The organism is Flavobacterium gelatinilyticum (assembly GCF_027111295.1).
Classification (GTDB): Bacteria; Bacteroidota; Bacteroidia; order Flavobacteriales; family Flavobacteriaceae; genus Flavobacterium; species Flavobacterium gelatinilyticum.
Genome location: NZ_CP114287.1, coordinates 2372047 through 2395513, shown reverse-complemented (window position 1 = coordinate 2395513; position 23467 = coordinate 2372047). Strand labels below are relative to the sequence as shown.

The window sequence follows — 23467 nt, the reverse complement described above, 5'->3', positions numbered from 1 at the left end:
ATAAATATTACGTATCGCGATTTATAATGTAAAAATTATATATTTGAGCATAGTATTGTGAGATATTTTTCACACATATTTAGCTCAGTTTGGGTTGCTTTTGCGTAGTGATAATTCTAAAAAATAAACTAAAAAAATGACTTTCATTAAAACAATTTCTACATTTTTAATTGCGTTTTTATTTTTAACAACAGCTTTTGGGCAAGAATCTAAACATAAAACTAAAATCTTATTAATTGGGACAATTCATTTTGAAAACCCGCATACAGATAAGTTTGAATTAAAAACAGACGATTTTCTTAGTGCTAAACGACAAACAGAATTAGAAGACTTAACGAATGTTCTGTCTCAAACAAAAGCGACTAAAGTGATGATTGAAAGACCAGTCGAAAATCAACATTCCAGTGACAGTTTGTATAATTTATATGTAACAGGCCAGTATAAACTTCCAGTTTCAGAAAGAGAACAAATTGGCTTTAGGTTAGGTAAAAAATTAAAATTGAATCAAATAAATTGTGTAGATAAATTCTATGGCTTAAAGCATGACAGCTTAATGGCGGCAACTGCAAAAGAAAACAATCAACTTTATCTGCTAAAAGATCTAGGCGTCATGGCAAATGGAATGCTCAAGGATTATGATGATAAATTGAAAAAAAGCTCAATAACCGAAGTTTTAAAACACTTAAATAAACCCGAAGAGTTACAGAAAAATTTATCAATTTATCTAAAGTATATAGCAAAAGTTGGTGCTGGTAAAAATTTTGCCGGAGCACAATATGTATCAGATTGGTATTTACGAAATCTTGCTATTTATTCAAATATTGTAAATCAGGTAAATTCTAGCGACACATACGTTATTCTAATATTTGGACAAGGACATATTCCTATATTAAAACACTTGCTGCAAAACAACGACGACTTTGAAATCGTTGAATTAAATAGTGTGCTAAAATAAACTGTCGCAAACATCTGCCCTAATTTGTATAGCTTTTTGTACTTTGTCGCACATATATAAAAGTTATTGGGCATTTTAGAACGACACAGATAGATGAGATAATTAAACAAAATGGGAGCATTTTTTACAAACATTCAATTAAAGACTTCGAACTTTGATAGAACTGAAATAACGGAAAAAGTAATTCAATACATTACAAATTATAATCAGGAGTCAGGTTTTGTTAAAGTAGACAACGAAGCAGATGCAGACAAAACAATAATTATTTCATTTTCTAACGATTCAGAATGGGTATCTGTTTATGATGAAGAAATGGAGTACGAAGGTCCAAGAAAACTTAATAAGTTAGCATCAGTACTATCAAAACAATTTAAAACCACTGCACTTAGTATTTTAGTAAATGATAGTGATTCAGTGTATGTTGGTCTTAATAATAATGGAATACTTAAAGACTCAATAAGTAATTTATCCAAAAAAGTTGATTTTAATAAAAGCAAGCCGAATGCTTGGACTGACATACTTTTAGGCAATTACGCATTTGACGATATTAAAATGGCTTGGCAAAACAGCTCTTTTTTTGTTGAGGGATTTTTGACTGAATTTGCGAAATTTATCAATGTAGACAGTTCAAAACTGTTGACAGGTTATAATTACATAAGTGAGGAAAATCAAAGCGAAGGAATAAAACTAAATTTTGCACAAAAAGATAAAAAGGAAAATACGGAATTAGGTTTGACTAAATTCAGCATGCTCTCAGGCGCAGGGCTAATTGACATCAAAGAAGGTGAAAAGAAAGACCGTGGGTGGGTTTTAACAAATTATGGAACATTTTCTAAGGGCGTTGATGTTGTCATTGCAGGAGAATGTATTGAAAAGTCATTATTAGTGCCCGAAACTGTTCAAATAAATTACGTAATACCGCAGCTTGATAAAAAAAACGAATTCAAAGCGTCATTTATAGAGACAGTTGCCACAACTGGAGAAAAAATATTTTATGCTAGAATTGAGGATATTTATATTCCTAAGGGCTTTAAGCCTAATTATCCAATGTCACCAAAAGAAGGGAAACGATATGAGAAAATTGCATATGATTGTGCTATAAAATTTAATATTAGTTTTATAGGAGGAAATGAAGAAAGTGGAGAAGTAGCCGTTTTCTTCTCGCCTTTAGAAAATCGACAAGATGGTTCATATTGTTCTAATTTGACCAAAGCAACGCTTCAAGAATGGATAGAAAAAAATGCATTGTAACAACACAACGAATTTGGATAAGTAATGGAAGTTGAGAAAATCAAAAAAAGATGCTTTTTTAGATAAGGCTTTAAAAGCTGATAGTGAGGTAAATCTTTATATAAAATTAAACCAGATTTAATCTGCCTAAAGAAAAAAGAATGGGATAAATTACTTCAATATATGATTAAAGAGTTGCTGCAATTTGTTTGGAATACTGAAACCATTTATGGAAGATTATTATATGAGTATTGCACTTGCATTTTATGATATATTTTGCAGGCACGGATTACAAATCCGCGCGATTGGATTTAATATTCTTTCAATTCAAAAGCATGTTTTTCTAGCTCATTTATAAAAAAATATCGATGGTAAAAAAACAATTTTACATTTGAAATTGTATATTTTACTATTAAAATGAAGATGTTTTTAATTTTGTGAGACTTAATCAAATGAGTTGCGAAAAATGATATATTTGATGTTGCAGATTGGATAAACTTAAAGGAAAATGCAGGGAATAAAACAACGTAGATTATTTAAAAAAATAGAATATAACATTCTTGAAAACAAATTGCATTATAAAACATCTTATCTCGGGGGTGAAAGTGAAGGTATGGTTGCATTTGAGAATTTGGTAAAAGAAAAAACTACTTATAAAACAACAAATAATATCATTTTGGTATTTGCTTTGTTTTTTTTCATGCTTAGCGGAATGTCTTTTTCTTATCGAAATGATAAAGAGGTAGATCCTGAAATGTGGATTGCACTTGCATTGCCGGGAGTAGTTTTATTTGCAGTATATATTTTTATGAATGAGAATTCGTGGAGAATAAGAACTCATAGCAATGGTTATCTCTATTTATTGAAGAAAAGTCCAAATGAAAGTACTGTAAACGATTTTATACTAAAATTGTTTGCTGAAAGGGATGAATATTTAAAAGAAAAATATTTAAGTTTAGATCCTAATTTGAGTTATGAAACTCAAGTAAATGATTTGAAATGGCTCAGAAATGTTGAAGCAATTTCAAAACAGGAATTTGATAAATATTATTTAGATCTTAAATTGCTTTATGCACCCAAAACAGGAAAGATTGGTTTTGATAGATGAATTTACTAAAGTATAAAAAATCTTCAGATTTCTCTGAAGATTTGTATTAGTAGCGGGAAGCATCAAATTATCTAACCACTTTATTGCAGATTGTTATGAGATTTTTGCATTCGCATCTTAAAGGGATATTTTACAACTAAATCCGTTGTAGTAACTGTTATTTGATGTTTTTCTCAATATCATCTAATGATCTTCCAAAAGTTTCCAAAATAAAATAATTAAATTCTTCTTTAGATTTTATTTCACGATAGGAAAGAGAAAGGTGTTCGTTAATTATATTCCACAGTATTAATTTTTCATTTGAAAAATCTCTTTTTTCAATAATTCTTAATTTATTCAATCCCCATTTTTTTTCTTCATTGTTAAGTGAATTAATTGATTTAAATATTAATTTGTAAACATCTCCAGAAATGTATTTTTGAAATGTTTTTAAGTATCTATCAAATTCCATATTGTATTTTTGAGAATCAGTACTTTTGTCCGTTCTCAAAATCGGATTATTTTCAATTATGTTATTTTTGAGTGTATTATCTAACAGATATGCATATTCATTAAAGAGATTGATCTTTGTATATTCATCTTCAGGACTAATTTTTGTGATTGTAATAAATTCACAAGGCATGCCTAAATATAAATAAGCTAAGATTTTATGATGACCATCTAAAATAAATTCTACATTATTATCAGAATTATTATTTGCAATTGTTAAGACCTTTGGTTTACCACCTGATTTTATTAAATTCTTGTAAAAGGTCACTCTTTCATTTGAAATTAGTGAATAAGGTTGAGTAAACATATAATTGAAATTTTGATTATAATTTAAAAAATGATAACCATAAATATTTGAATTTTCATTATCTCCATATTCGGAATGTATATCTGCAAATTTTAACAATTTACTAAACGAACTAATTTCGTATTCACCTGATTTTAATAGTTTTAAAAAGGTAAGTATTTTAGATTCCAATTCTTCTTCACTTCCATTAATTAAAACTTCATTAAATTCAGAAATAAGTTGTTTTCTATCATATTCTGCGTTCAAAATAAAATAATGACCAACAGTTCCTTCATTATCGTTCCAGTCTGCAATGATTGGTTTTAAAATCTTTAGACATATAACGAGACCATCAAAAGAAATGTCAATTATATTTTGACCATTTTCTATTATTACATTTTTGTTCATATAAAATATCACATAACTAGTATATACTACTGATAACCGAATGCTTATTACCCCAAAATTGATAGATATGTCTAATAAACGTTAGGGTTTATTGTCAAATATGTAATAATAAACTTATAATTATCAAAAGGACTTTTAATTGTTGAATGTTTTTCCTAATAATGGGATTGTGAAATCTATGATCTTTTCACAGTGAACGCCGATCACTCCGAACACAACGATAGCGCAGATTTGTAATCTGCTCCCGCAAAGAAAATAAAAGTAAATATAAACAAAAAAAGCGGGAACAGGACTCGAACCTGGTGTCCGCCGTGGCGGATATGAGCTCTTTGATTATGAGGATAAATAAAAAAGCTCCAGATTTCTCTGAAGCTTTTGTCTTAGTAGCGGGAACAGGACTCGAACCTGTGACCTTCGGGTTATGAGCCCGACGAGCTGCCTACTGCTCTATCCCGCGATGTTTCGGGTGCAAAGATACGTCGATTTTTGAGAATTCCAACGAAAATTTTAAAAAATGTTTTATTTTCTGTATTAACTTGATATGACTACCTTTGCAAAATAAATAAAACAAAAAATGTCACATAAAGCAGGTTTCGTAAATATCATCGGAAATCCAAACGTTGGAAAATCAACATTAATGAACGCCTTTGTTGGAGAAAGATTATCGATTATTACATCAAAAGCGCAAACAACCCGTCATAGAATCCTCGGAATCGTAAATGGCGATGATTTCCAAATCGTATTATCTGATACTCCCGGAATTATAAAACCGGCTTACGAAATGCAGGAGTCGATGATGAACTTTGTAAAATCGGCTTTTGAAGATGCTGATATTTTAGTTTATATGGTCGAGATAGGAGAGAAAGATTTAAAAGACGAGGATTTCTTTAAAAAGATTTTTTATGCAAAAATTCCCGTTTTACTGCTTTTAAACAAGATTGACAATTCAAATCAGGAACAATTAGAGGAGCAGGTGGCTTTTTGGAAAGAAAAACTGCCAAATGCTGAAATTTTCCCAATCTCGGCGCTTCAAAACTTTAATGTACCGGAAGTTTTTGGAAGAATTATCGAATTACTGCCGGAATCACCTCCTTATTATCCAAAAGACCAATTAACCGATAAACCGGAACGCTTTTTTGTAAACGAAACCATTCGTGAAAAAATCCTTTTGAATTATAGTAAAGAAATTCCGTATGCGGTTGAAATTGTGACTGAGGAATTTCACGAAACCGATAATATTATCAGAATTCGTTCTGTAATTATGGTTGAGCGTGATACACAAAAAGGAATTATCATTGGACACAAAGGAGCTGCTTTGAAAAAAGTAGGAACTGATGCCCGTGCCGATTTAGAAAAATTCTTCGGAAAACAAATTCACCTTGAACTTTATGTAAAAGTGAACAAAAACTGGAGAAGCAACGCCAATATGCTGAAACGATTTGGATATAATCAATAAGATATAATATTGTTTCAGGTTTCACGTTGCCAGTTCTGTTCAAGCGTGAACCTGAAACAAAAAAACTAGGTACTTAGAAACTTAGCATCTCAGCAACTTTTTTTAACTACCTTTGCAAAAAATTTAAATAAAGTGTTTTGGATTTGTAATTCATTATGATTTAGTCAAAAACGAAATCTGAAATTGTAAATCTGGAATCTAAAATTCAAAAAAATGAATAACATTGTTGCGATAGTAGGAAGACCTAATGTAGGGAAATCGACCCTTTTTAATAGGCTGATACAAAGAAGAGAAGCTATTGTAGATTCAGTATCTGGGGTTACCCGTGATAGAAACTATGGTAAAAGCGAGTGGAACGGAAAAGAGTTTTCTGTCATTGATACAGGTGGATACGTTCGAGGGTCTGATGACGTTTTCGAAGGTGAAATCCGTAAACAGGTAGAACTTGCTATCGATGAAGCCGATGTTATTATTTTTGTTGTAGATGTAGAAGAAGGTATTACACCGATGGATGAAACGGTTGCTAAGTTGCTTCGTAAAGTAACAAAACCGGTTCTTTTAGCTGTAAATAAGGTAGATAACGCAATGCGCGAAAAAGATGCTGTTGAATTTTATAATCTTGGTTTAGGAGATTATTATACTTTTGCTAGTATTTCAGGAAGCGGAACAGGAGATTTATTAGATGCTTTAATTGAAGCTTTTCCGGAAAAACCAGAAGTTGAGGTTAAAGAAGATTTACCTCGTTTTGCTGTTGTAGGGCGTCCAAATGCCGGAAAATCAAGTTTTATCAATGCCCTGATTGGTCAGGATCGTTATATTGTAACCGATATTGCCGGAACAACCCGTGATGCTATTGATACAAAATTCGACCGTTTCGGTTTCGAATTTAACTTAGTCGATACTGCGGGAATCCGTCGTAAAGCAAAAGTTAAGGAAGATTTAGAGTTTTATTCTGTAATGCGTTCTGTAAGAGCTATTGAGCACGCAGATGTTTGTATATTGGTAATCGATGCTACACGTGGCTTCGAAGGTCAGGATCAGAGTATTTTCTGGCTGGCAGAGAAAAACCGTAAAGGTGTTGTAATCTTAGTTAACAAATGGGATTTGGTAGAAAAAGATACCATGTCGTCACGCGATTACGAAGAGAAAATCCGTAAAGAATTAATGCCTTTTACAGATGTGCCAATTTTATTCGTTTCGGCTTTAACAAAACAGCGTTTATTAAAAGCTTTAGAATCTACAGTTCAGGTTTTTGAAAACAGAAAACAAAGAATCCCGACTTCAAAATTCAACGAATATATGCTGAAAGTAATCGAAGCATATCCGCCGCCGGCTATGAAAGGGAAATATGTAAAAATTAAATACTGCATGCAATTGCCAACACAAACGCCTCAGTTTGTTTTCTTTGCAAACTTACCGCAATATGTAAAAGAACCATACAAGCGATATTTAGAAAATAAAATTCGCGATAATTGGGATTTTGCAGGAGTTCCAATTGATATATATATCAGAGAGAAATAGAAAAAATCAAGTCCCCCGAAATAAGGGGACTTTTTTTTGCCGCATTTTTAATGGCACGTTATTTGGATAAATGTAAAAAACACAATTAAACCTTTTTGTTTTTTTACAGTCTAACCAATCAAACCTAACCAAAATTTATGACTAAATTAATTTCATTCCTATCGCTTTTTTTTCTTTTCGTTTTTGCTGGCCATGCACAAAACGATATAACTGTCAGAGGGACAGTACTGGACGTTAATACCCAATTGCCATTAGAACTTGCAACGGTATATTTTACCACAGTAAAAGATTCTACCGTAATCGAATACGCTACTACAGACAAAAACGGTACTTTTCGATTAAATATGAAAAAATACGACCGGCCTGTATTCTTAAAAGTGAATTATATGGGATATCAAACCTATTATGAAGAATACAAAAGTGTTACAGAAAGCAAAGATTTTGGGAAATTATATCTTATTGAAAGTGTAAATACCTTAAACGATGTTGTAATTAAGACAGAAGCCGCACCGATTACCATTAAAAAAGATACTTTAGAATTTAATGCAGCGTCTTACAAAGTCCGTCCGGATTCGAATGTGGAGACTCTGATAAAACAGCTTCCAGGTTTTGATGTTGATAATGATGGAAAAATTACCGTAAACGGACGGGAGGTAAACCAGGTCCTGGTAAACGGAAAAACTTTTTTTGATAAAGACGGAGCAATTGCAATCAAAAATCTTCCGGCAGATATTATAAAAAAGATTCAGGTTTCGGATTTTAAAACCAAAAAAGAAGAACTTTCTAAACAAGAATCAACTTCAGATTTTTCGAGTATCAATATCACAATTGACGAAAAGAAAAACAAAGGATATTTTGGAAAAGTAATGGGCGGGTACGGAACCGATGATCGCTATGAAGCAAATATCAATTTAAATTATTTTAATAATCAGCAAAAAATAAGTCTGCTGGCATCTTCTAATAATATCAATTCAACCGGATTTTCGATGGATGATGTTTTTGATAATATGGGAGGAGGTCGAAATAGCAGCGGAAGAGGAGGGAGTTCTAATTCTGGCGGAGGCGGAAAAGGAATTACGCAGTCTAATTTAGTGGGGCTTAATTATTCTGATGACTGGACGAAAAAATTATTGGCAATGGGAAGCTACAATTTTTCGAACACAGTAAATAATAATGACAGCAAGTCTAATGAGCTTGTTTTTCAGCCTACTGGAAATAATATAACACAAAGTGAGTCTAAATCTAGAAATGAAAATACAGGCAATAACGCAAACTTTGAATTAGAATACAGACTGGATCCCAAAACACGAATTGTTTTTGCGCCAAAAGTAAGTCAGTCAAGAAGTATTGGCCGTTCATCGTCTTCAAGTTCTACAGAAGATGAAAATGGAAATGAGTTAAATACAAGTGAGGGAAGCTCTTTGTCTGAAGGTACCAATACAAATTTCTCTAATTCATTAAATTTTAATAAAGCATTTGATAAAAAATCAAGAAATTTAAGTTTTGTATTTACAAACAATAATACAGACAGTGATTCTGATGCGTTGAATATTTCTGAAACAATTTATTACCAAGGAAATAGACCTAATGACTTCAGAAATCAGAACACAAAAAAGAGAGCCGTAAGTGATGCTTATTCTGCTGATATTGAGTATACAGAACCGATAACCGATTCGTTAAGGGTAAGAATTGGTGCTGATTTGGATTGGAAAAGCAATAGTAACGATCAAAAAACGTATAACTTTAACGAAACTACTCAGGAATATTCTGATTTTGATTCAAGATTTAGTAATTATACAAGCTCAATTCAAAATTCGGTTACACCAAAAGTTGGGATTACTTTGCAAAAGAATAAATTTACCATAAATCTTGACAGCCGTACTTCAATTGTAAGATTTGATAACTATTCATTTTACCAAAGTACTGCAACAGATTTAAGTAAAAAGTATGCACTGCCTTTCGCAGCTGCCTTGCTGCGATATAAATTCAGCCGTTCTAAAAATTTATCATTCAAATACGATTATTCAAATGCATTGCCTGCAGCGAATCAATTAATGCCGATTATAAATTTGAATAACCCTTTGAATACTATTGTTGGTAATCCTGATTTGAAGCCAGTTGAAAAAAACAGCGTTAATTTCCAGTTCAGAAATTATGATTTTAGATCTCGTTCAGGATATAGTTTTAATTTAAAAGGAGATTATTATAATAATGATATTGTTTCTATTTCAAGCTTTGATGAGGGCGGACAAAGGTTTACGACCTATACCAATATTTCGGGAGTTTACAATCTTTCAGCAGGAGCAAACTGGAATCAGTCGGTAAAAAGCGGGGCACATACTTTGCGTTACGGATTGGGACTGAGCGGAAATTATTCTTATGATAAAGGATTTACCAATGATGTATTGTACTATGCAAAATCAACAGGAATTACACCAAAGGTTTATATGTCTTATGATTACGGAGAAGTATTGAGCATTGCGCCTTCTTATAATTTATCATACAATCAGTCAAAATATGAAAATTATTCGAGAGACGCTACTTCGAATGTGGTACACCGCATCAATTTGCAGACGACTACGTACTGGCCTAAAAATTTAATCTTTGGAAATGATTTTGGATACACGTACAACTCTAATATTTCTGACGGATTCAAAAAAGATTTTTATCTCTGGAATACCAGTTTATCGTATGGATTTTTAGATAAAAAATTATATGCAAAAGTAAAAGTGTATGACGTTTTAAATCAGAATTTAAGCGCAACCAGAACCATTTCGGCGACTTCTGTTCGTGATGAAGAAAACACCGTCTTAAGACGTTACGTAATGTTTTCTTTAGCCTATAAAATTGGAAACTTCACCGGATCTGAAAAAGGAGGAAACAGAAAAGCGAGAGGATAGAGTTTTTCTTTTGACAGAGAAAATAGAAAAAAGAGTAAAGAATCAAGAAAAAAAGCGGATCAAATTGGAAATTTGATCCGCTTTTTTTCTAAAATCTAAAATCTAAAATCTAAAATCTAAAATCTAAAATCTAAAATCTAAAATCTAAAATCTAAAATCTAAAATCTAAAATCTAAAATCTAAAATCTAAAATCTAAAATCTAAAATCTAAAATCTAAAATCTAAAATCTAAAATCTAAAATCTAAAATCTAAAATCTAAAATCTATCAATTTTATGATAAAAAGTAAACCGGATAATATCGCGGTCATAAAAATCCAGTCCGCTGGAACGTCTTTGAAAACTATTTAAATATCCCAGTTCCAAACCTATATTTGGATTAATATGATAACGCATTGCAAGATAAAGACGATTTTGATCAAAAGTATTTCGTTTATTGTCTTTTCCAAAGTTGAACATAACTTCATCAGAAATAATCCCTTTAAGGCTTCTTTTTTCTTTTTCCCAAAGTGTAAAAGTCGATTGAAGTCTGTAACGAAAACGGTATGCAAAGGAGAAATCATTCAGTAATTCTGTCTTTGCTGCTTTCTGAATAAAGCGTTCTTCAAGCTGAAAACGATTATGGAAAGTAATTTTGGCAATATCGTGTATAAGTGTGATATCCTGCTGCGCCCTATATTCGGGAACCGAGAAATCAGGGTCGTTATGCGGATCTTGCGTATTTACATTAAAATAGGCAAAACCACCGCCTAATTCTGCAATTTTAGAAGCCCGATATCGGCCTTGTGCCCGTAATACAAATAGATTTTGATGAATGGGATTAATGAAACTTCGATTATCAAATTCCGAGTGAATGGCCCATTTTTCAGTAAGAGGAAAAATATTGTAATAGCGAATCCAGGTCAGTGTCTGCTGATCTGTTTTCTTTATATTTTGTGCCGATAAAAAAGGACTTATAAGACCTAAAATAAATACTAATTTGAAAATCTTCATTCAACCCATAAATTCAGGCTGCGAATATAGAGAAAGAAGAATTGATCTGAAGCAGAATTAAATTTGATTTAAATGCTATTTTGTGATTTTGATTTCAGGAATAAAAAAACGAGATACATTTGTGTATCTCGTTTTCTTAACTTTAACTAACTAACTTGTTTACAGCGAATACTTCAAAGTAACTCCATAAGTTCTTTGATCACCAAGAACACCAGCATATTGTCCTGCGTTACCACCTGCAGGCAATAACTGCTCGTAATAATCTTTATCTAACAGGTTACGTCCCCAAAAGTGAACCGATAATCCCTGAGAAGCACGAAAACCTAAACGGGCATTAAAAATAGCATAACCTTGAACTACTAAATATTTTGAAGCCGAAGGGCTTGAAGAAAATTCAGAACGCGCGTAAGAATCAACAGCAAGGAAAACTTTTCCTGTGTTACCAAAGAATTTTGCCTGATCTGAAAGTTCGCCGCCTAATGATCCTGCCCACCTTGAAGCACCCGGAAGGGCAGAACCCGAAACATCTTTGAAAGATACCGGAGCTCCTGTTTCTTCTAATGGAAGCGGTGCATTTGTAAATTTTACATATTTACCATCTGTATAAGTTGCAGCACCGTTTATAGTTAAGTGCGAACTGATAACAAAACTTGCATCAAGCTCAACACCTTGTACACGTACTTTATCGGCATTGGCAAGATAACCGCGGTTTACGCCTAATTCAGCAGCCTGAACGTTGGTTTGGAAATCTTTAATATCTGTTTTAAAGAACGCTAAATTGAAAATTGAGTTTTTAAATGGCGATGTTTTTACACCAACCTCATAATGATATACTTTTTCAGGTTTAATAACTGCTAGTTCTAATAAAGGCTGACCGGCAGAATTAGTTGGAAGACCAGCTACGTTTACACCAACCGGTTTGTAGCTTTTTGCAAAAGTTCCGTAAGCATTGATTTTATCACTTGCTTTAAAAGTCAGCGTTATGTTCCCTGAAAAGTCTGTATTGTCTGTACTTGAGTCAAATGCCTGATCAGAGTAAACTTGTTTTTTCAAAGCCAGTAAAGCAGGATCTGTCGTTTGTAATCCGCCGTATGTTGTACGGGAATAACTAGCATCTTTTTTATCAAAATTATATCGTAAACCTGGCAAAACGTGTAAACGATTTGTAATAGCCCAGTCTAACTGACCAAAAACAGCTGCGCTGGAAGCTCTGATTCTGGCATCTGTCTTAATTCCGTAACCTTCAAAAAGCCCCGGAGTTTTCCATAATGGACTTGTAGAACTCTGAGAAAATCTCCATTGCGCATTTCCAGACTCTTCTGTACCATCAGTCTGCGAAGTCTGATCGATAAAGAACACACCTGCAACACCGCTTAATTTAGAGGTTAACTGTCCGGCATAACGAACTTCCTGAGTAATTTGTGTCTGTCTGGTTGGATTTTGAGATTTAGCCAATACTTGAAGCCCTGTAAAATCACGATCATTTGAAGGATCCCAGTTCCAGAAACGCCATGCTGTTGTAGAGGTAAGCGTTCCGCCTCCAATTTTAGTATCAACATTAAAAGAAACACCTCCCATATCCTGTCCTGAACGCCAAGGTGTATCCTGATCGATTTTGCGGTCAAAAGCATTTCGGCTTGGAAGCTGATAATTTAAATCGGCAATAATGGCATCAAACTGACGGTAAGCCGCTCTTTGAGTAGGAGCAACACCAGCAATTACCTGCGCATATCCGTCAGGACGCTGCGTTGTAATATCTCCTGCTAAAATAATATTTGTATTTTCTGTTGGAGTCCAAAGTAACTGACCTCGGATTCCCTGATTGTTTAAAGTATTTGTAGCTCTTCCTGTTGCCACATTATCAACAAGACCATCTCTTTGAGTTCCTGAAAATGATAATCTGCCCGCTACTTTTTTGCCTAAAGCTCCTGTAACAGATGCTTTGGCCTGCAGGAAAGCAAAATTTCCGTAGCTTACTTCGAAATCAGCACCAGAAGTAAAACTTGGTTTGCGAGTGGTAATGTTAAAGGCTCCAGAAGTGGTGTTTTTCCCAAATAAAGAACCTTGCGGACCTCTTAAAACCTCAATTTGCTCTACATCGATAAAGTCAAGCGTTGTAGCAGCCGGACGTGCATAGTAAACACCATCTACATAGAAACCAACACCAGGATCGATTCCGTCATTAGTTAATCCGAATGGAGAACCTAAACTTCTGATATTAATACCTGTATTTCTTGGATTAGAGGAGTAAAGTTGTACAGAAGGAACTAATTCTTTAATACGGTTTACGTTGAAAGCTCCGGTTTGTTCGGCCTGTTTTCCGGTAATAACCGATACTGCGATTGGTACATCCTGAACTTTTTCGATACGGCGTCTTGAAGATACCACTACTTCAATAAGTTCGTTTTCTTCTTTTAATGAAATCTGAATTGGATTAACCGGTATTGCTGTAACTTCAATTTCAGCAGTTACATAACCTACGTACTGAACTAATAAAGTTAATGGTAAACGACCTCTTGAATCGATGACAAATTTTCCGCTGTTGTCTGTTACAGCACTGTATGTAGTTCCTTTTATTACTACGTTGGCAGCTTCTAAAGGAATATTTTCATTAGTTGTAATTACACCTTCAATATTTTGAGCAAATGATAAAGAGAAGGTTAAAAAGAATAAAATTGTAAATATATTTTGTATAGATGTTTTCATTTTATATTAAGTATATATGATTAGTAGAATTTAAAGTAAATTTTTTTTACCAACACATACACATCATACATGAACTGTTTTTTACAGCTGTGAAAAAGCTATTCTGTTTTTTTTGCAAAAGACTCCTGACATCTAAGGGACTAAATTTTTCTTTCATGAGTTAAAAATTCTAATTGGTTTGTTAAATGTTTTTTGCAAATGTATATATAAATTCTATAGATTTAGTAGGAATTAGAAAATATTTTTTTATTTCTTCACTAATGAAGCTATAGTAATGCCTTCCATCGCCTTTAAAGTTTTGTCTCTAATAAGCATTAAACCGTGGCGCAGACTGCATTCAGCCTCAGTTTTACAATCAGAGCAAGGCTCGTAAAAATTTAAGGAAGCACATGGCAAAAGAGCAATTGCACCATCAAATAATCGGTGAATTTCTGCCAGTGTGATGTCATTTTTTGATTTTATCAGATAATATCCGCCAAATTTTCCCTGCTTACTGCTCACAAAACGTCCTCTTTTTAGATCCAGTAAAATCTGCTCTAAAAACTTTTTAGGAATATTAGCACCCTCAGCAATTTCCACCGTTCTGGAAATGTGATTTTCGTCTTGTTCTGCTAAATAAAGTAAGGCCTTCAGGGCGTATTTTGCTTTATGTGATAACATTATAATAGAATTGTAATTTGTAAAAGTATGAATTATTAATTACTAAACTTGAAACCTGAAACAAAAAAACTTGAAACGTGAAATTACCAGCTTCCGCTTGAACCTCCTCCGGAGAATCCGCCTCCGCCAAATCCACCGCCGAAGCCTCCGCCTCCGCCAAAACCACCTCCCGATGATCCGCCGCCGAAGCCTCCAAATCCACCGCCGCTTCTTCCAAGATTACTCAGGATAATAACATCTAAAAGACTTGGACCGCCGCCATTGCTGCCGGAATTTCCGCCGCCGCCTTTTCTGCCTCGCGAAAGTAAGATTAAAACAATAACGACAATAATAACAAATGGGAGTATAGGGAAGTCTTTTCCTTTGGCTTGTTTGCGTTCGCCTTTAAATTTTCCTTTAAAAACATCAATTATGGCATCTGTTCCTTTATCTAAGCCATTATAAAAACTTCCTGCTTTAAATTCAGGGATAATGATATTTCTGATAATTGTACCGCCAATTCCTGCAGTTAAACGATCTTCAAGTCCATAACCGGGATTTATTGCAATTTTCTTGTCATTTTTAGATAAAAGAATAATTACACCATTATCATCTTGGGCTGTTCCTCCAATTCCCCAGGTTTGTCCCCATTTGGTTGCTAACTGGCTTACATCTTCTCCTTTAAGGCTTTCGATGGTAATTACAACAATCTGGGTTGTGGTTGAATCGGAATAGCGGATAAGTTTTTCTTCTAATTGTGCTTTTTCTGAAGCACTTAAAACCTTTCCATAATCATAAACAGATGTTTGAAAACTTGGTTTGGGTGGAATCTCAAATTGCGCAAAAATAGTATTGCTGATAAAAAGTGCGATAAACAAAAGGGTAATCTGAAAAATTCTATTGGAATTTGGGATTTTATTTTTGGAATTTTTCATTATTTATCCTTTTGAAATTTCGTTAGATAGTTCGTTTGTATCGTCTTCTGTTGAAGGGAAGTATTTTTTTAATTGCTCACCGGCATTTAAAATACCATCAACGATTCCCTGCTTAAAGTTACCGGCTTTAAAATGATTGGTCATAACATCTTTGGTGCAGTTCCAGAAATCATCTGCAACAAGATCGTTAATTCCTTTATCACCGCAGATTACAAAGTTTTTGTCCTCAACTGCAAAATAGAAAAGCACGCCGTTCTGCAATCTGGTTTCGTCCATTCGTAAATGGTGAAAAACTTCTAAAGCTCTGTCAAAATGAGCTTTAGAAGATGTTTTTTCTATATGAACTCTAATTTCTCCGGAAGTGTTTTCTTCGGCTATGCGAATAGCTTCAACAATTTCCTTCTCCTCTTCCTGGGTTAAAAAATCTTCTACTTTTGACATGGTGAATAATTTTAGATTTTAGAGTTCTGATTTTAGATATATTTCTAAAAAACTTAGAATTTTACTTCAACCGGTTTATCTGCACCTGTAGAAGCTTCGAAGTATGGTTTTTCTTTATATTCGCTTAAGAACCAGTTGTTCGGGATTTTTAATACATATCCGTTGTAAACCTGTACAGATTCATTAAAACGAGTTCTGGCAGTTAAAATCTGATTTTCAGTACTGGCTAATTCATCTTGCAATTTTAAGAAGTTTTCATTTGCTTTTAATGTTGGATATTGCTCAACAGAAACCAATAATCTTGATAAAGACGAAGATACACCGCTTTGTGCCTGATTAAACTGTGCTAATTGTTCAGGAGTTACGTTACTTGGATCAATTGTTACCGAAGTAGCTTTTGCACGAGCCTCGATTACAGCAGTTAAAGTTGATTTTTCAAAATCAGCAGCACCTTTTACAGTGTTTACTAAATTCCCAATAAGATCATTACGTCTTTGGTAAGCTGTTTGTACATTTCCCCAATCCTTATTTACAGCCTGACTGTGTTGTAAAGCAGTATTTTTAATTCCAATCGACCAAAATGCGATAATAGCGATAAGCGCTACAATAATTCCTACAGGGATTAACCACTTTTTCATGTTTGTTTGATTTAAGTTTATTTTTATTTAATTACAATTCGTTTTTGATTTCGTTTAATTGTGTTTTGATAGCTTCTAATTTACGTATTATTTCGAATTTATCTAACGTTTTCTTTTGTCCCTCTTTCAGGTGTGTTTTGGCACCTTCAAGTGTAAAACCTCTTTCTTTAACCAGATGATAAATCAGCTGCAGATTGGTAATATCTTCGGGAGTAAACATTCTGTTGCCTTTGGCATTCTTTTTTGGTTTCAGGATATCAAATTCGCTGTCCCAAAAACGTATCAATGATGCATTGACATTAAAAGCTTTGGCAACTTCGCCAATGCTGTAATATCTTTTATCTTTTGAAAGCTCAATGTGCATGTTTTTTGTTCTAATTTATTTCAAAAATAATACTTTTTACAGTATTAATCTAATGACTGATTTTCCTGGTTTGCCATTTGTGAAATTACAACATATTCCGCCGCCGAAATATTACCGTAATAAAAATTAAGCGGATTGACCACTTTTCCGTCTTTATGGACTTCATAATGGCAGTGTGGCCCTTCAGATCTTCCGGTACTTCCTACATACCCAATAACATCACCTCTTTTTACGCGCTGTCCGGGTCTGCAGTTGTATTTGCTTAAATGAGCATACAGACTCTCATATCCAAAACCGTGCCTGATGACAACATGGTTTCCAAATCCGGAGGCCGAGTTGTCAGCCCTGTCAATTACACCGTCGCCCGTTGCATAAACGGGAGTTCCTGTACTGGCTGTAAAGTCCATTCCGTTGTGCATTTTTCTCACTTTCGTGAAAGGGTCAATTCTGTATCCAAAACCTGACGCAACCCGTTTTAAATTTTCGTTGCGGACTGGCTGAATGGCAGGAATTGCCAGTAATAAATTTCCTTTTGCACTGGCGAGTTTTAGAATTTCATCTAATGATTTTGACTGAATCGCAAGTTCTTTAGAAAGCTGATCTACACGTTTCGTGGTATTCAATACCAATTGCGAGTTATTATAGCCTTCCAGAATCTTGTATCTTTCCGGGTTTCTGAAACCTGCTTTTCTAACCGAATCCGGAATTTCGGCTTTATTGAAATAAATTCGGTAAATATTATTGTCGCGGTCTTCTAAGGCATCCGCAACAGCGTCGATTTCGTCCAGTTTTTTATTCAGAATCGAGTACTGCAGTTTTAAGTTTTCAATTTCACGTGCCTGAAGCCTGTCTTTTGGAGTTTCGAAATAAGGAGTGTTAATTAAAAGCACAAAAACTAAAAATCCGAACAGGGCAGAAGCAAGCAAAAACAACAATGCATAACCGATTTTTATTCTTTTTCTGGTTTTTATTTTTGTATAAGCCAGATTTTCTGAGTCATAATAATATTTTACTTTCGCCATATTTTAAAATACGCTATTTTTGCTGCTTGTAAAATAAGTTAGACGAACAAAAACACGAAATGTTTCAGTTAGTCGGGGCTTTTTTACAAGATCAAAAGAATTTGATAATTGGGGCAATTGGATAATTTAGATAATGCGCAAAATAGCGAATTTATTGTTGAAAATCATAAGTTTTTTAATTTTCAGTTTTAAAATTAACGCATTATTAATTTAATAAGATCTTTAATTATCACATTATCAAATCAACACATTTTAAACAGACACATTTTCTAATTTAAATATGAAATCACAAGACGTACGTAAACAATTTTTAGATTTTTTTGAGAGTAAAGGGCATACCATTGTTCCTTCGGCTCCTATTGTACTTAAAGACGATCCAACCTTAATGTTCAATAACTCGGGAATGGCCCAGTTTAAAGAATTTTTCTTAGGAAACGGAACGCCAAAAAGTCCACGTATAGCCGATACGCAAAAATGTCTTCGTGTTTCAGGAAAACATAATGATCTTGAAGAGGTGGGAATCGATACGTACCACCATACCATGTTTGAAATGTTAGGAAACTGGTCTTTTGGTGATTATTTCAAAAAAGAAGCAATCAACTGGGCTTGGGAATTATTGACTGAAGTTTATAAAATCCCAAAAGAAAATCTTTATGTTTCTGTTTTTGAAGGAAGTAAAGAAGATAATGTTCCGTTTGACCAGGAAGCTTGGGATATCTGGAAAACTTTAATCGATGAAGACCGAATTATTTTAGGAAATAAAAAAGATAATTTCTGGGAAATGGGAGATCAGGGACCATGCGGACCTTGTTCTGAAATTCACGTTGATTTACGTTCTGCAGAAGAAAAAGCTTTAGTTTCAGGAAAAAGCCTTGTAAATAACGATCACCCGCAGGTAGTTGAAATTTGGAATAATGTATTCATGGAATTCAACCGTAAAGCAGATGGTTCTCTTGAAAAACTTCCGGCACAGCACGTAGATACCGGAATGGGATTTGAGCGTTTGTGTATGGCATTACAAGGAAAAACATCGAATTATGATACAGATGTTTTTATGCCTTTAATTAGAGAAATTGAAACCATTACGGGTACAAAATATACTGTAAAAGCATCAAACGAAGCCGAAGAAAAAGTAAATATTGCGATTCGTGTAATTGCAGATCACGTTCGTGCGGTAGCTTTTGCTATTGCCGATGGTCAATTGCCGTCTAATACAGGAGCGGGTTATGTAATCCGAAGAATTTTACGTCGTGCTATTCGTTACGGATTTACTTTCTTGGGGACTAAAGAAGCTTTCATCTATAAATTAGTAGAAACATTAAGCGAGCAGATGGGAGATTCTTTCCCTGAAATCAAATCGCAGAAAGCACTTTGTTCAAATGTGATTCGTGAGGAAGAAAATTCATTCCTTCGTACATTAGATCAGGGATTAATTCTTTTAGACGCTGTAATTTTAAATAATTCAGGTGATACAATCGATGGTAAAAAAGCTTTCGAATTGTATGATACATACGGATTCCCGATTGATTTAACAGCTTTGATTCTTTCGGAAAAAGGATTGAAACTGGATGAAAAAGGATTTCAGGAACAATTACAATTACAAAAAGAAAGATCCCGTGCGGCATCAAAAGTAACGGCTGGTGACTGGCATGTCATTATAGAAGATGATATTCAGGAATTTGTAGGTTACGACAGATTGGCTCATCAGGTAAAAATTACGAAATACCGCAGAGTTGAGAGCGCAAAAGACGGTGAAATTTTTCAGTTGGTTTTCAATGCAACTCCGTTTTATGGAGAGAGCGGCGGGCAAACAGGAGATAAAGGATACCTTGAAGCTCAAAACGGTGATATCGTTTATATTATCGATACTAAAAAAGAGAACAACCAAACAATACATTTAGCAAAATCGCTTCCTGACAATCTTACAGGAACATTCAATGCTGTTGTTGACAAAATTCAGAGAGCTAAAACTTCGTCAAACCACTCGGCTACGCATTTATTGCATCAAGGGTTACGCAAGATTTTAGGAACGCATATTGAGCAAAAAGGTTCTATGGTTCGTAATGCTTCTTTACGTTTTGACTTTTCTCATTTCTCTAAAGTTACTGATGAAGAATTAGTAGAAGTAGAGAACTTCGTAAATGCAAGAATTCGCGAAAGCTTACCATTAATCGAAAAAAGAGCTATCCCGAAAGAGCAGGCTCTTGAAGACGGCGCAATTGCTTTGTTTGGTGAGAAATACGGCGATTTAGTTCGTACCATTAAATTTGGTGATTCTGTCGAATTATGCGGAGGAACACACGTTGCCAATACATCTGATATCTGGGACTTTAAAATTATTTCTGAAGGTGCAGTTGCATCTGGAATCAGAAGAATTGAAGCAATCACAAGTGAAGCTGCTAAAGAATACTTTGAGTCTCAGGCTGTTTCTTTAACTGAAATTAAAGAAGCACTTAAAAATGCTCAGGATCCTGTAAAAGCGATTCTGTCATTGCAAGACGAAAATGCTCAGTTGAAAAAACAATTGGAAACTTTATTGAAAGATAAAGCGAAAAATATGAAAGCTGATTTAGCGAAAGAATTACAGGAAATCAATGGAGTTCAGTTCTTAGCAAAAGAAGTTGATTTAAATCCTGAAGGAGCAAAAGATCTGGCTTATGAATTAGGAAATTCATACAATAATCTATTTGTGGTTTTTGCTACAGCTCACGAAGGAAAACCAATGTTAACTTGCTACATCTCTAAAGAAATTGCAGCAAGCAAAAACTTAAACGCCGGACAAGTAGTTCGTGAATTAGGGAAATACATCCAAGGTGGTGGTGGTGGACAGCCTTTCTTTGCAACTGCAGGAGGTAAAAATGTAGATGGAATCGCTGAGGCACTTGCTAAAGCTGGAGATTTCTTGAAGTAATTTTTTTTAATCTCGCAAAGACGCAGAGTCGCAAAGTTTTTTTATAAGCTTTGCGACTTTTTTTAAAATATTATTGACGAATAATGTTTTAATCTCGCAGAATCGCGAAGTTGCAAAGTTTTTGTTTGTCTAATTTTAATTTGTAAGTTTATACTTTAAATTTTAAGTATGACTGAAAATGAAATTTCAGCTGTCGTAGTTGATGTTTGCTATAAAATACATGTAAAACTCGGACCAGGATTGTTAGAATCTGTTTATGAAGCGATCTTGTTTCATGAATTAACTAAAAAAGGTTTAAGTGTTGAAAGGCAAAAAGTATTACCTGTAATTTGGGATCAAATAAATTTGGATATAGGGTTTCGTGCAGATATAATTGTTGAAAATAAAGTTATTTTGGAGATAAAATCAATTGAGCAGCTTACAGATGTTCATGCCAAACAGGTTCTAACGTATCTCAAAATCACAAAAATGAAATTAGGATTGTTAATCAATTTCAATGTTCCAATAATTAAGTTTGGTATAAAAAGAGTAGTTTCAAATCTTTAAAAACTTAAAATAAAAGCAGAGTCGCAAAGCTTATAAAAAAACTTTGCGACTCTGCGTCTTTGCGAGATTATTTAAAACAAGAGAATTATTTTCTTTCCCCAATCTGCTGACGCCACATAGCATAATACAAGCCTTTTTCTACAATTAAATCATCATGTTTACCTTGTTCGATGATTTTACCTTGTTCCAGAACAAAAATTCTGTCGGCATGCATTACCGTTGATAAACGGTGCGCTATTAAAACTGTGATTCTGTTTTTGTCTGAAATATTTCGGATCGTGTCATTGATTTCCTCCTCTGTAATAGAATCCAAAGCCGAAGTTGCTTCGTCAAAAATCAATAAATTAGGATTTCTTAAAATTGCTCTTGCTATAGATAATCGCTGTTTTTCGCCGCCCGAAACTTTAATTCCGCCTTCACCAATTGTAGTGTTTAAGCCATCTTCGGCACGTTTTAAAAGTTTGTCACAGCTTGCTCTTTTCAAAGCATCATATAAATCTTCGTCGGTTGCATTTGGTTTTACAAACAATAAATTTTCGCGAATTGTTCCTGAGAATAATTGTGCATCCTGCGTTACAAAACCCAATTGTTTTCGTAGATCTAATAAATCAATTTCAGTCGAATCGATATCATTGTACAAAACCTGACCTTCTGCGGGGGTATATAAACCTACTAATAATTTCACCAAAGTAGTTTTTCCGGAACCTGACGGACCTACAAATGCAACGGTCTGGCCTTGCTTAATTTCGAAATTGATATTTTCTACAGCCTTAAATTTTGCGGTTCTATGCTGAAAACTCACATTAGAAAATAATAAAGACTGAATTGCTCCAACATGTTTTGGGTTTTTTGGACGGAATTCTTTCGGGGCATTTAATAAATTTCTAAAATTTTCCATTGAAACTTTGGTTTCGTTAACCGCAATAATAAAGTTTCCAAGTTCCTGTAACGGACCAAAAATGAAGAAAGTAAAAAATACCATGGTCAATAAATCACCCACAATAATTTTTCCTCCAAATAAGAAATAATACAAAGTAAAAACTACACAGGTTCTTAAAAAGTGAACTGTGGTTCCCTGAATAAAACTTAAACTACGGATAAAACGGATTTTCTCTAATTCCAACTGAAGGATTTTAAAGGTATTCAAGTTCAGACGTTTCTCTTCCTGATACGTTAAACCAAGGCTTTTTACCAATTCGATATTACGTAAACTTTCGGTTGTAGAACCCGCCAGAGCATTGGTCTGATTCACGATTTTTTTCGAAACTACTTTGATTTTTTTACCCAGATATGAACTTACCAATGCGATAATTGGCGCTGTAATTAAAAAGATAAGCGAGATTCGAAAGTCGATTCTTGCAACATAGAAAATAACAAATATAAACCCGACAATGGTCTGGAAAATAAGAGAGATCGACAGTGTAATTAGTTTTTCAGAATCAGCACGAACTTTTGTCAGTTTGCTTAACGTTTCACCGCTTCGCTGATCTTCAAATTCTGCATAAGGGAGATCAAGAGATTTTTTAATACCATCGGTATACATTTGAGCACCGGTTCTCTGAATGACAACATTGGTAAAATAATCCTGGAAATTTTTGGTAATTCTGGAAATCATTGCAGCACCAAGCGAAAGACCAAGCCAGAAGGCTAATGATTTGATAAAGCCCATTTCGTTTCCTGCGTATTTAGCAATCCCGACACCGCAGTCCTGCATTAATTTACCGGTAATAATAGAGTCTGATAAACTGAAACAAATGTTTATAGTAGCCATAATCAAAGCAAAAAACAAAAGCATTTTATGTTTGATTATATAAGAGTATAATAATTTCATATAAGATTAAAAAAATGGAAGATGCAAAAATAAACAATTGTTTGGGTTTGTAAAGTTCCTTTTTGTTATTTAAAATGTAAATTATTGTTT

Annotated in this window: 18 protein-coding genes and 1 tRNA gene; 8 read left to right on the top strand and 11 right to left on the bottom strand. The window is 33.9% G+C overall.

Features of this window, described 5'->3' with window-relative positions; all coding sequences use genetic code 11:
* Positions 1 to 136: 136 nt before the first annotated feature.
* The 3 genes from OZP11_RS10045 to OZP11_RS10035 all read left to right on the top strand — a co-directional run bounded on the left by OZP11_RS10045 (position 137) and on the right by OZP11_RS10035 (position 3293).
* Positions 137 to 955 carry a DUF5694 domain-containing protein gene (locus tag OZP11_RS10045; protein ID WP_281235068.1) on the top strand — a complete coding sequence of 273 codons (819 nt, stop codon included), beginning with the start codon at positions 137 to 139 and terminating at the stop codon, positions 953 to 955.
* A gap of 111 nt (positions 956 to 1066) precedes the next feature.
* Positions 1067 to 2206: a hypothetical protein gene (locus OZP11_RS10040; RefSeq protein ID WP_281235067.1), complete on the top strand. Its 1140-nt coding sequence runs from the start codon at positions 1067 to 1069 to the stop codon at positions 2204 to 2206.
* A gap of 487 nt (positions 2207 to 2693) precedes the next feature.
* On the top strand, positions 2694 to 3293 hold the full coding sequence (locus OZP11_RS10035; RefSeq protein ID WP_281235066.1) for a hypothetical protein: 600 nt from the start codon (positions 2694 to 2696) through the stop codon (positions 3291 to 3293).
* Between the two features lie 157 nt (positions 3294 to 3450).
* Here the strand turns inward: OZP11_RS10035 and OZP11_RS10030 are convergent, their stop codons facing one another.
* Both OZP11_RS10030 and OZP11_RS10025 read right to left on the bottom strand, forming a co-directional pair.
* Positions 3451 to 4476 carry a hypothetical protein gene (locus tag OZP11_RS10030; protein ID WP_281235065.1) on the bottom strand — a complete coding sequence of 342 codons (1026 nt, stop codon included), beginning with the start codon at positions 4474 to 4476 and terminating at the stop codon, positions 3451 to 3453.
* A gap of 384 nt (positions 4477 to 4860) precedes the next feature.
* Positions 4861 to 4933 (bottom strand) — tRNA-Met (locus tag OZP11_RS10025).
* A 117-nt stretch (positions 4934 to 5050) separates the two neighbouring features.
* Between OZP11_RS10025 and era the strand changes: the two genes are divergently transcribed.
* The 3 genes from era (at position 5051) to OZP11_RS10010 (ending at position 10353) form a co-directional block, all read left to right on the top strand.
* Positions 5051 to 5932: a GTPase Era gene (gene era / locus OZP11_RS10020; protein WP_281235064.1), complete on the top strand. Its 882-nt coding sequence runs from the start codon at positions 5051 to 5053 to the stop codon at positions 5930 to 5932.
* A gap of 213 nt (positions 5933 to 6145) precedes the next feature.
* Positions 6146 to 7453 carry a ribosome biogenesis GTPase Der gene (gene der / locus OZP11_RS10015; protein ID WP_281235063.1) on the top strand — a complete coding sequence of 436 codons (1308 nt, stop codon included), beginning with the start codon at positions 6146 to 6148 and terminating at the stop codon, positions 7451 to 7453.
* Positions 7454 to 7590: 137 nt separating this feature from the next.
* Positions 7591 to 10353: an outer membrane beta-barrel protein gene (locus OZP11_RS10010; protein ID WP_281235062.1), complete on the top strand. Its 2763-nt coding sequence runs from the start codon at positions 7591 to 7593 to the stop codon at positions 10351 to 10353.
* A 256-nt stretch (positions 10354 to 10609) separates the two neighbouring features.
* On the opposite strand, the gene OZP11_RS10005 is transcribed toward OZP11_RS10010, so the two are convergent.
* The 8 genes from OZP11_RS10005 to OZP11_RS09970 form a co-directional block, all read right to left on the bottom strand.
* Entirely contained in the window at positions 10610 to 11344 is a 735-nt protein-coding gene (locus OZP11_RS10005; protein WP_281235061.1) for a DUF2490 domain-containing protein, read from the bottom strand.
* A gap of 159 nt (positions 11345 to 11503) precedes the next feature.
* Entirely contained in the window at positions 11504 to 14050 is a 2547-nt protein-coding gene (locus OZP11_RS10000) for a TonB-dependent receptor (protein WP_281235060.1), read from the bottom strand.
* A gap of 246 nt (positions 14051 to 14296) precedes the next feature.
* Positions 14297 to 14710, bottom strand: a complete 414-nt coding sequence (locus tag OZP11_RS09995; RefSeq protein WP_281235059.1) for an RrF2 family transcriptional regulator — start codon at positions 14708 to 14710, stop codon at positions 14297 to 14299.
* Between the two features lie 83 nt (positions 14711 to 14793).
* Entirely contained in the window at positions 14794 to 15624 is an 831-nt protein-coding gene (locus OZP11_RS09990; protein ID WP_281235058.1) for a TPM domain-containing protein, read from the bottom strand.
* 3 nt (positions 15625 to 15627) lie between these two features.
* The gene (locus OZP11_RS09985) at positions 15628 to 16065 is read right to left on the bottom strand and encodes a TPM domain-containing protein (protein WP_281235057.1); all 438 of its coding nucleotides are present in this window, start codon (positions 16063 to 16065) and stop codon (positions 15628 to 15630) included.
* 53 nt (positions 16066 to 16118) lie between these two features.
* Positions 16119 to 16703 (bottom strand): LemA family protein, encoded by a 585-nt coding sequence (locus OZP11_RS09980; RefSeq protein WP_281235056.1) that lies wholly within the window; start codon positions 16701 to 16703, stop codon positions 16119 to 16121.
* A gap of 31 nt (positions 16704 to 16734) precedes the next feature.
* The gene (locus OZP11_RS09975; RefSeq protein WP_281235055.1) at positions 16735 to 17067 is read right to left on the bottom strand and encodes a MerR family transcriptional regulator; all 333 of its coding nucleotides are present in this window, start codon (positions 17065 to 17067) and stop codon (positions 16735 to 16737) included.
* A gap of 44 nt (positions 17068 to 17111) precedes the next feature.
* On the bottom strand, positions 17112 to 18089 hold the full coding sequence (locus OZP11_RS09970) for a peptidoglycan DD-metalloendopeptidase family protein (RefSeq protein ID WP_281235054.1): 978 nt from the start codon (positions 18087 to 18089) through the stop codon (positions 17112 to 17114).
* A gap of 280 nt (positions 18090 to 18369) precedes the next feature.
* Between OZP11_RS09970 and alaS the strand changes: the two genes are divergently transcribed.
* Both alaS and OZP11_RS09960 read left to right on the top strand, forming a co-directional pair.
* A complete protein-coding gene (gene alaS / locus OZP11_RS09965) occupies positions 18370 to 21000 on the top strand; it encodes an alanine--tRNA ligase (RefSeq protein ID WP_281235053.1) in 2631 nt (876 codons plus the stop codon).
* A 168-nt stretch (positions 21001 to 21168) separates the two neighbouring features.
* Positions 21169 to 21546 carry a GxxExxY protein gene (locus OZP11_RS09960; protein ID WP_281235052.1) on the top strand — a complete coding sequence of 126 codons (378 nt, stop codon included), beginning with the start codon at positions 21169 to 21171 and terminating at the stop codon, positions 21544 to 21546.
* A gap of 85 nt (positions 21547 to 21631) precedes the next feature.
* Here OZP11_RS09960 and OZP11_RS09955 read toward each other — a convergent pair whose 3' ends face one another.
* Positions 21632 to 23377, bottom strand: coding sequence for an ABC transporter ATP-binding protein (locus OZP11_RS09955; RefSeq protein WP_281235051.1), 1746 nt, complete (start codon positions 23375 to 23377; stop codon positions 21632 to 21634).
* Positions 23378 to 23467: the final 90 nt, after the last annotated feature.

What these genes read in the sequence shown, in the direction of transcription:
- OZP11_RS10045 (WP_281235068.1), top strand. Translation starts at nt 137, where the DNA reads ATGACTTTCATTAAAACAATTTCTACATTTTTAATTGCGTTTTTATTT.
- OZP11_RS10040 (WP_281235067.1), top strand. Translation starts at nt 1,067, where the DNA reads ATGGGAGCATTTTTTACAAACATTCAATTAAAGACTTCGAACTTTGAT.
- OZP11_RS10035 (WP_281235066.1), top strand. Translation starts at nt 2,694, where the DNA reads ATGCAGGGAATAAAACAACGTAGATTATTTAAAAAAATAGAATATAAC.
- OZP11_RS10030 (WP_281235065.1), bottom strand. Translation starts at nt 4,476, where the DNA reads ATGAACAAAAATGTAATAATAGAAAATGGTCAAAATATAATTGACATT.
- era (WP_281235064.1), top strand. Translation starts at nt 5,051, where the DNA reads ATGTCACATAAAGCAGGTTTCGTAAATATCATCGGAAATCCAAACGTT.
- der (WP_281235063.1), top strand. Translation starts at nt 6,146, where the DNA reads ATGAATAACATTGTTGCGATAGTAGGAAGACCTAATGTAGGGAAATCG.
- OZP11_RS10010 (WP_281235062.1), top strand. Translation starts at nt 7,591, where the DNA reads ATGACTAAATTAATTTCATTCCTATCGCTTTTTTTTCTTTTCGTTTTT.
- OZP11_RS10005 (WP_281235061.1), bottom strand. Translation starts at nt 11,344, where the DNA reads ATGAAGATTTTCAAATTAGTATTTATTTTAGGTCTTATAAGTCCTTTT.
- OZP11_RS10000 (WP_281235060.1), bottom strand. Translation starts at nt 14,050, where the DNA reads ATGAAAACATCTATACAAAATATATTTACAATTTTATTCTTTTTAACC.
- OZP11_RS09995 (WP_281235059.1), bottom strand. Translation starts at nt 14,710, where the DNA reads ATGTTATCACATAAAGCAAAATACGCCCTGAAGGCCTTACTTTATTTA.
- OZP11_RS09990 (WP_281235058.1), bottom strand. Translation starts at nt 15,624, where the DNA reads ATGAAAAATTCCAAAAATAAAATCCCAAATTCCAATAGAATTTTTCAG.
- OZP11_RS09985 (WP_281235057.1), bottom strand. Translation starts at nt 16,065, where the DNA reads ATGTCAAAAGTAGAAGATTTTTTAACCCAGGAAGAGGAGAAGGAAATT.
- OZP11_RS09980 (WP_281235056.1), bottom strand. Translation starts at nt 16,703, where the DNA reads ATGAAAAAGTGGTTAATCCCTGTAGGAATTATTGTAGCGCTTATCGCT.
- OZP11_RS09975 (WP_281235055.1), bottom strand. Translation starts at nt 17,067, where the DNA reads ATGCACATTGAGCTTTCAAAAGATAAAAGATATTACAGCATTGGCGAA.
- OZP11_RS09970 (WP_281235054.1), bottom strand. Translation starts at nt 18,089, where the DNA reads ATGGCGAAAGTAAAATATTATTATGACTCAGAAAATCTGGCTTATACA.
- alaS (WP_281235053.1), top strand. Translation starts at nt 18,370, where the DNA reads ATGAAATCACAAGACGTACGTAAACAATTTTTAGATTTTTTTGAGAGT.
- OZP11_RS09960 (WP_281235052.1), top strand. Translation starts at nt 21,169, where the DNA reads ATGACTGAAAATGAAATTTCAGCTGTCGTAGTTGATGTTTGCTATAAA.
- OZP11_RS09955 (WP_281235051.1), bottom strand. Translation starts at nt 23,377, where the DNA reads ATGAAATTATTATACTCTTATATAATCAAACATAAAATGCTTTTGTTT.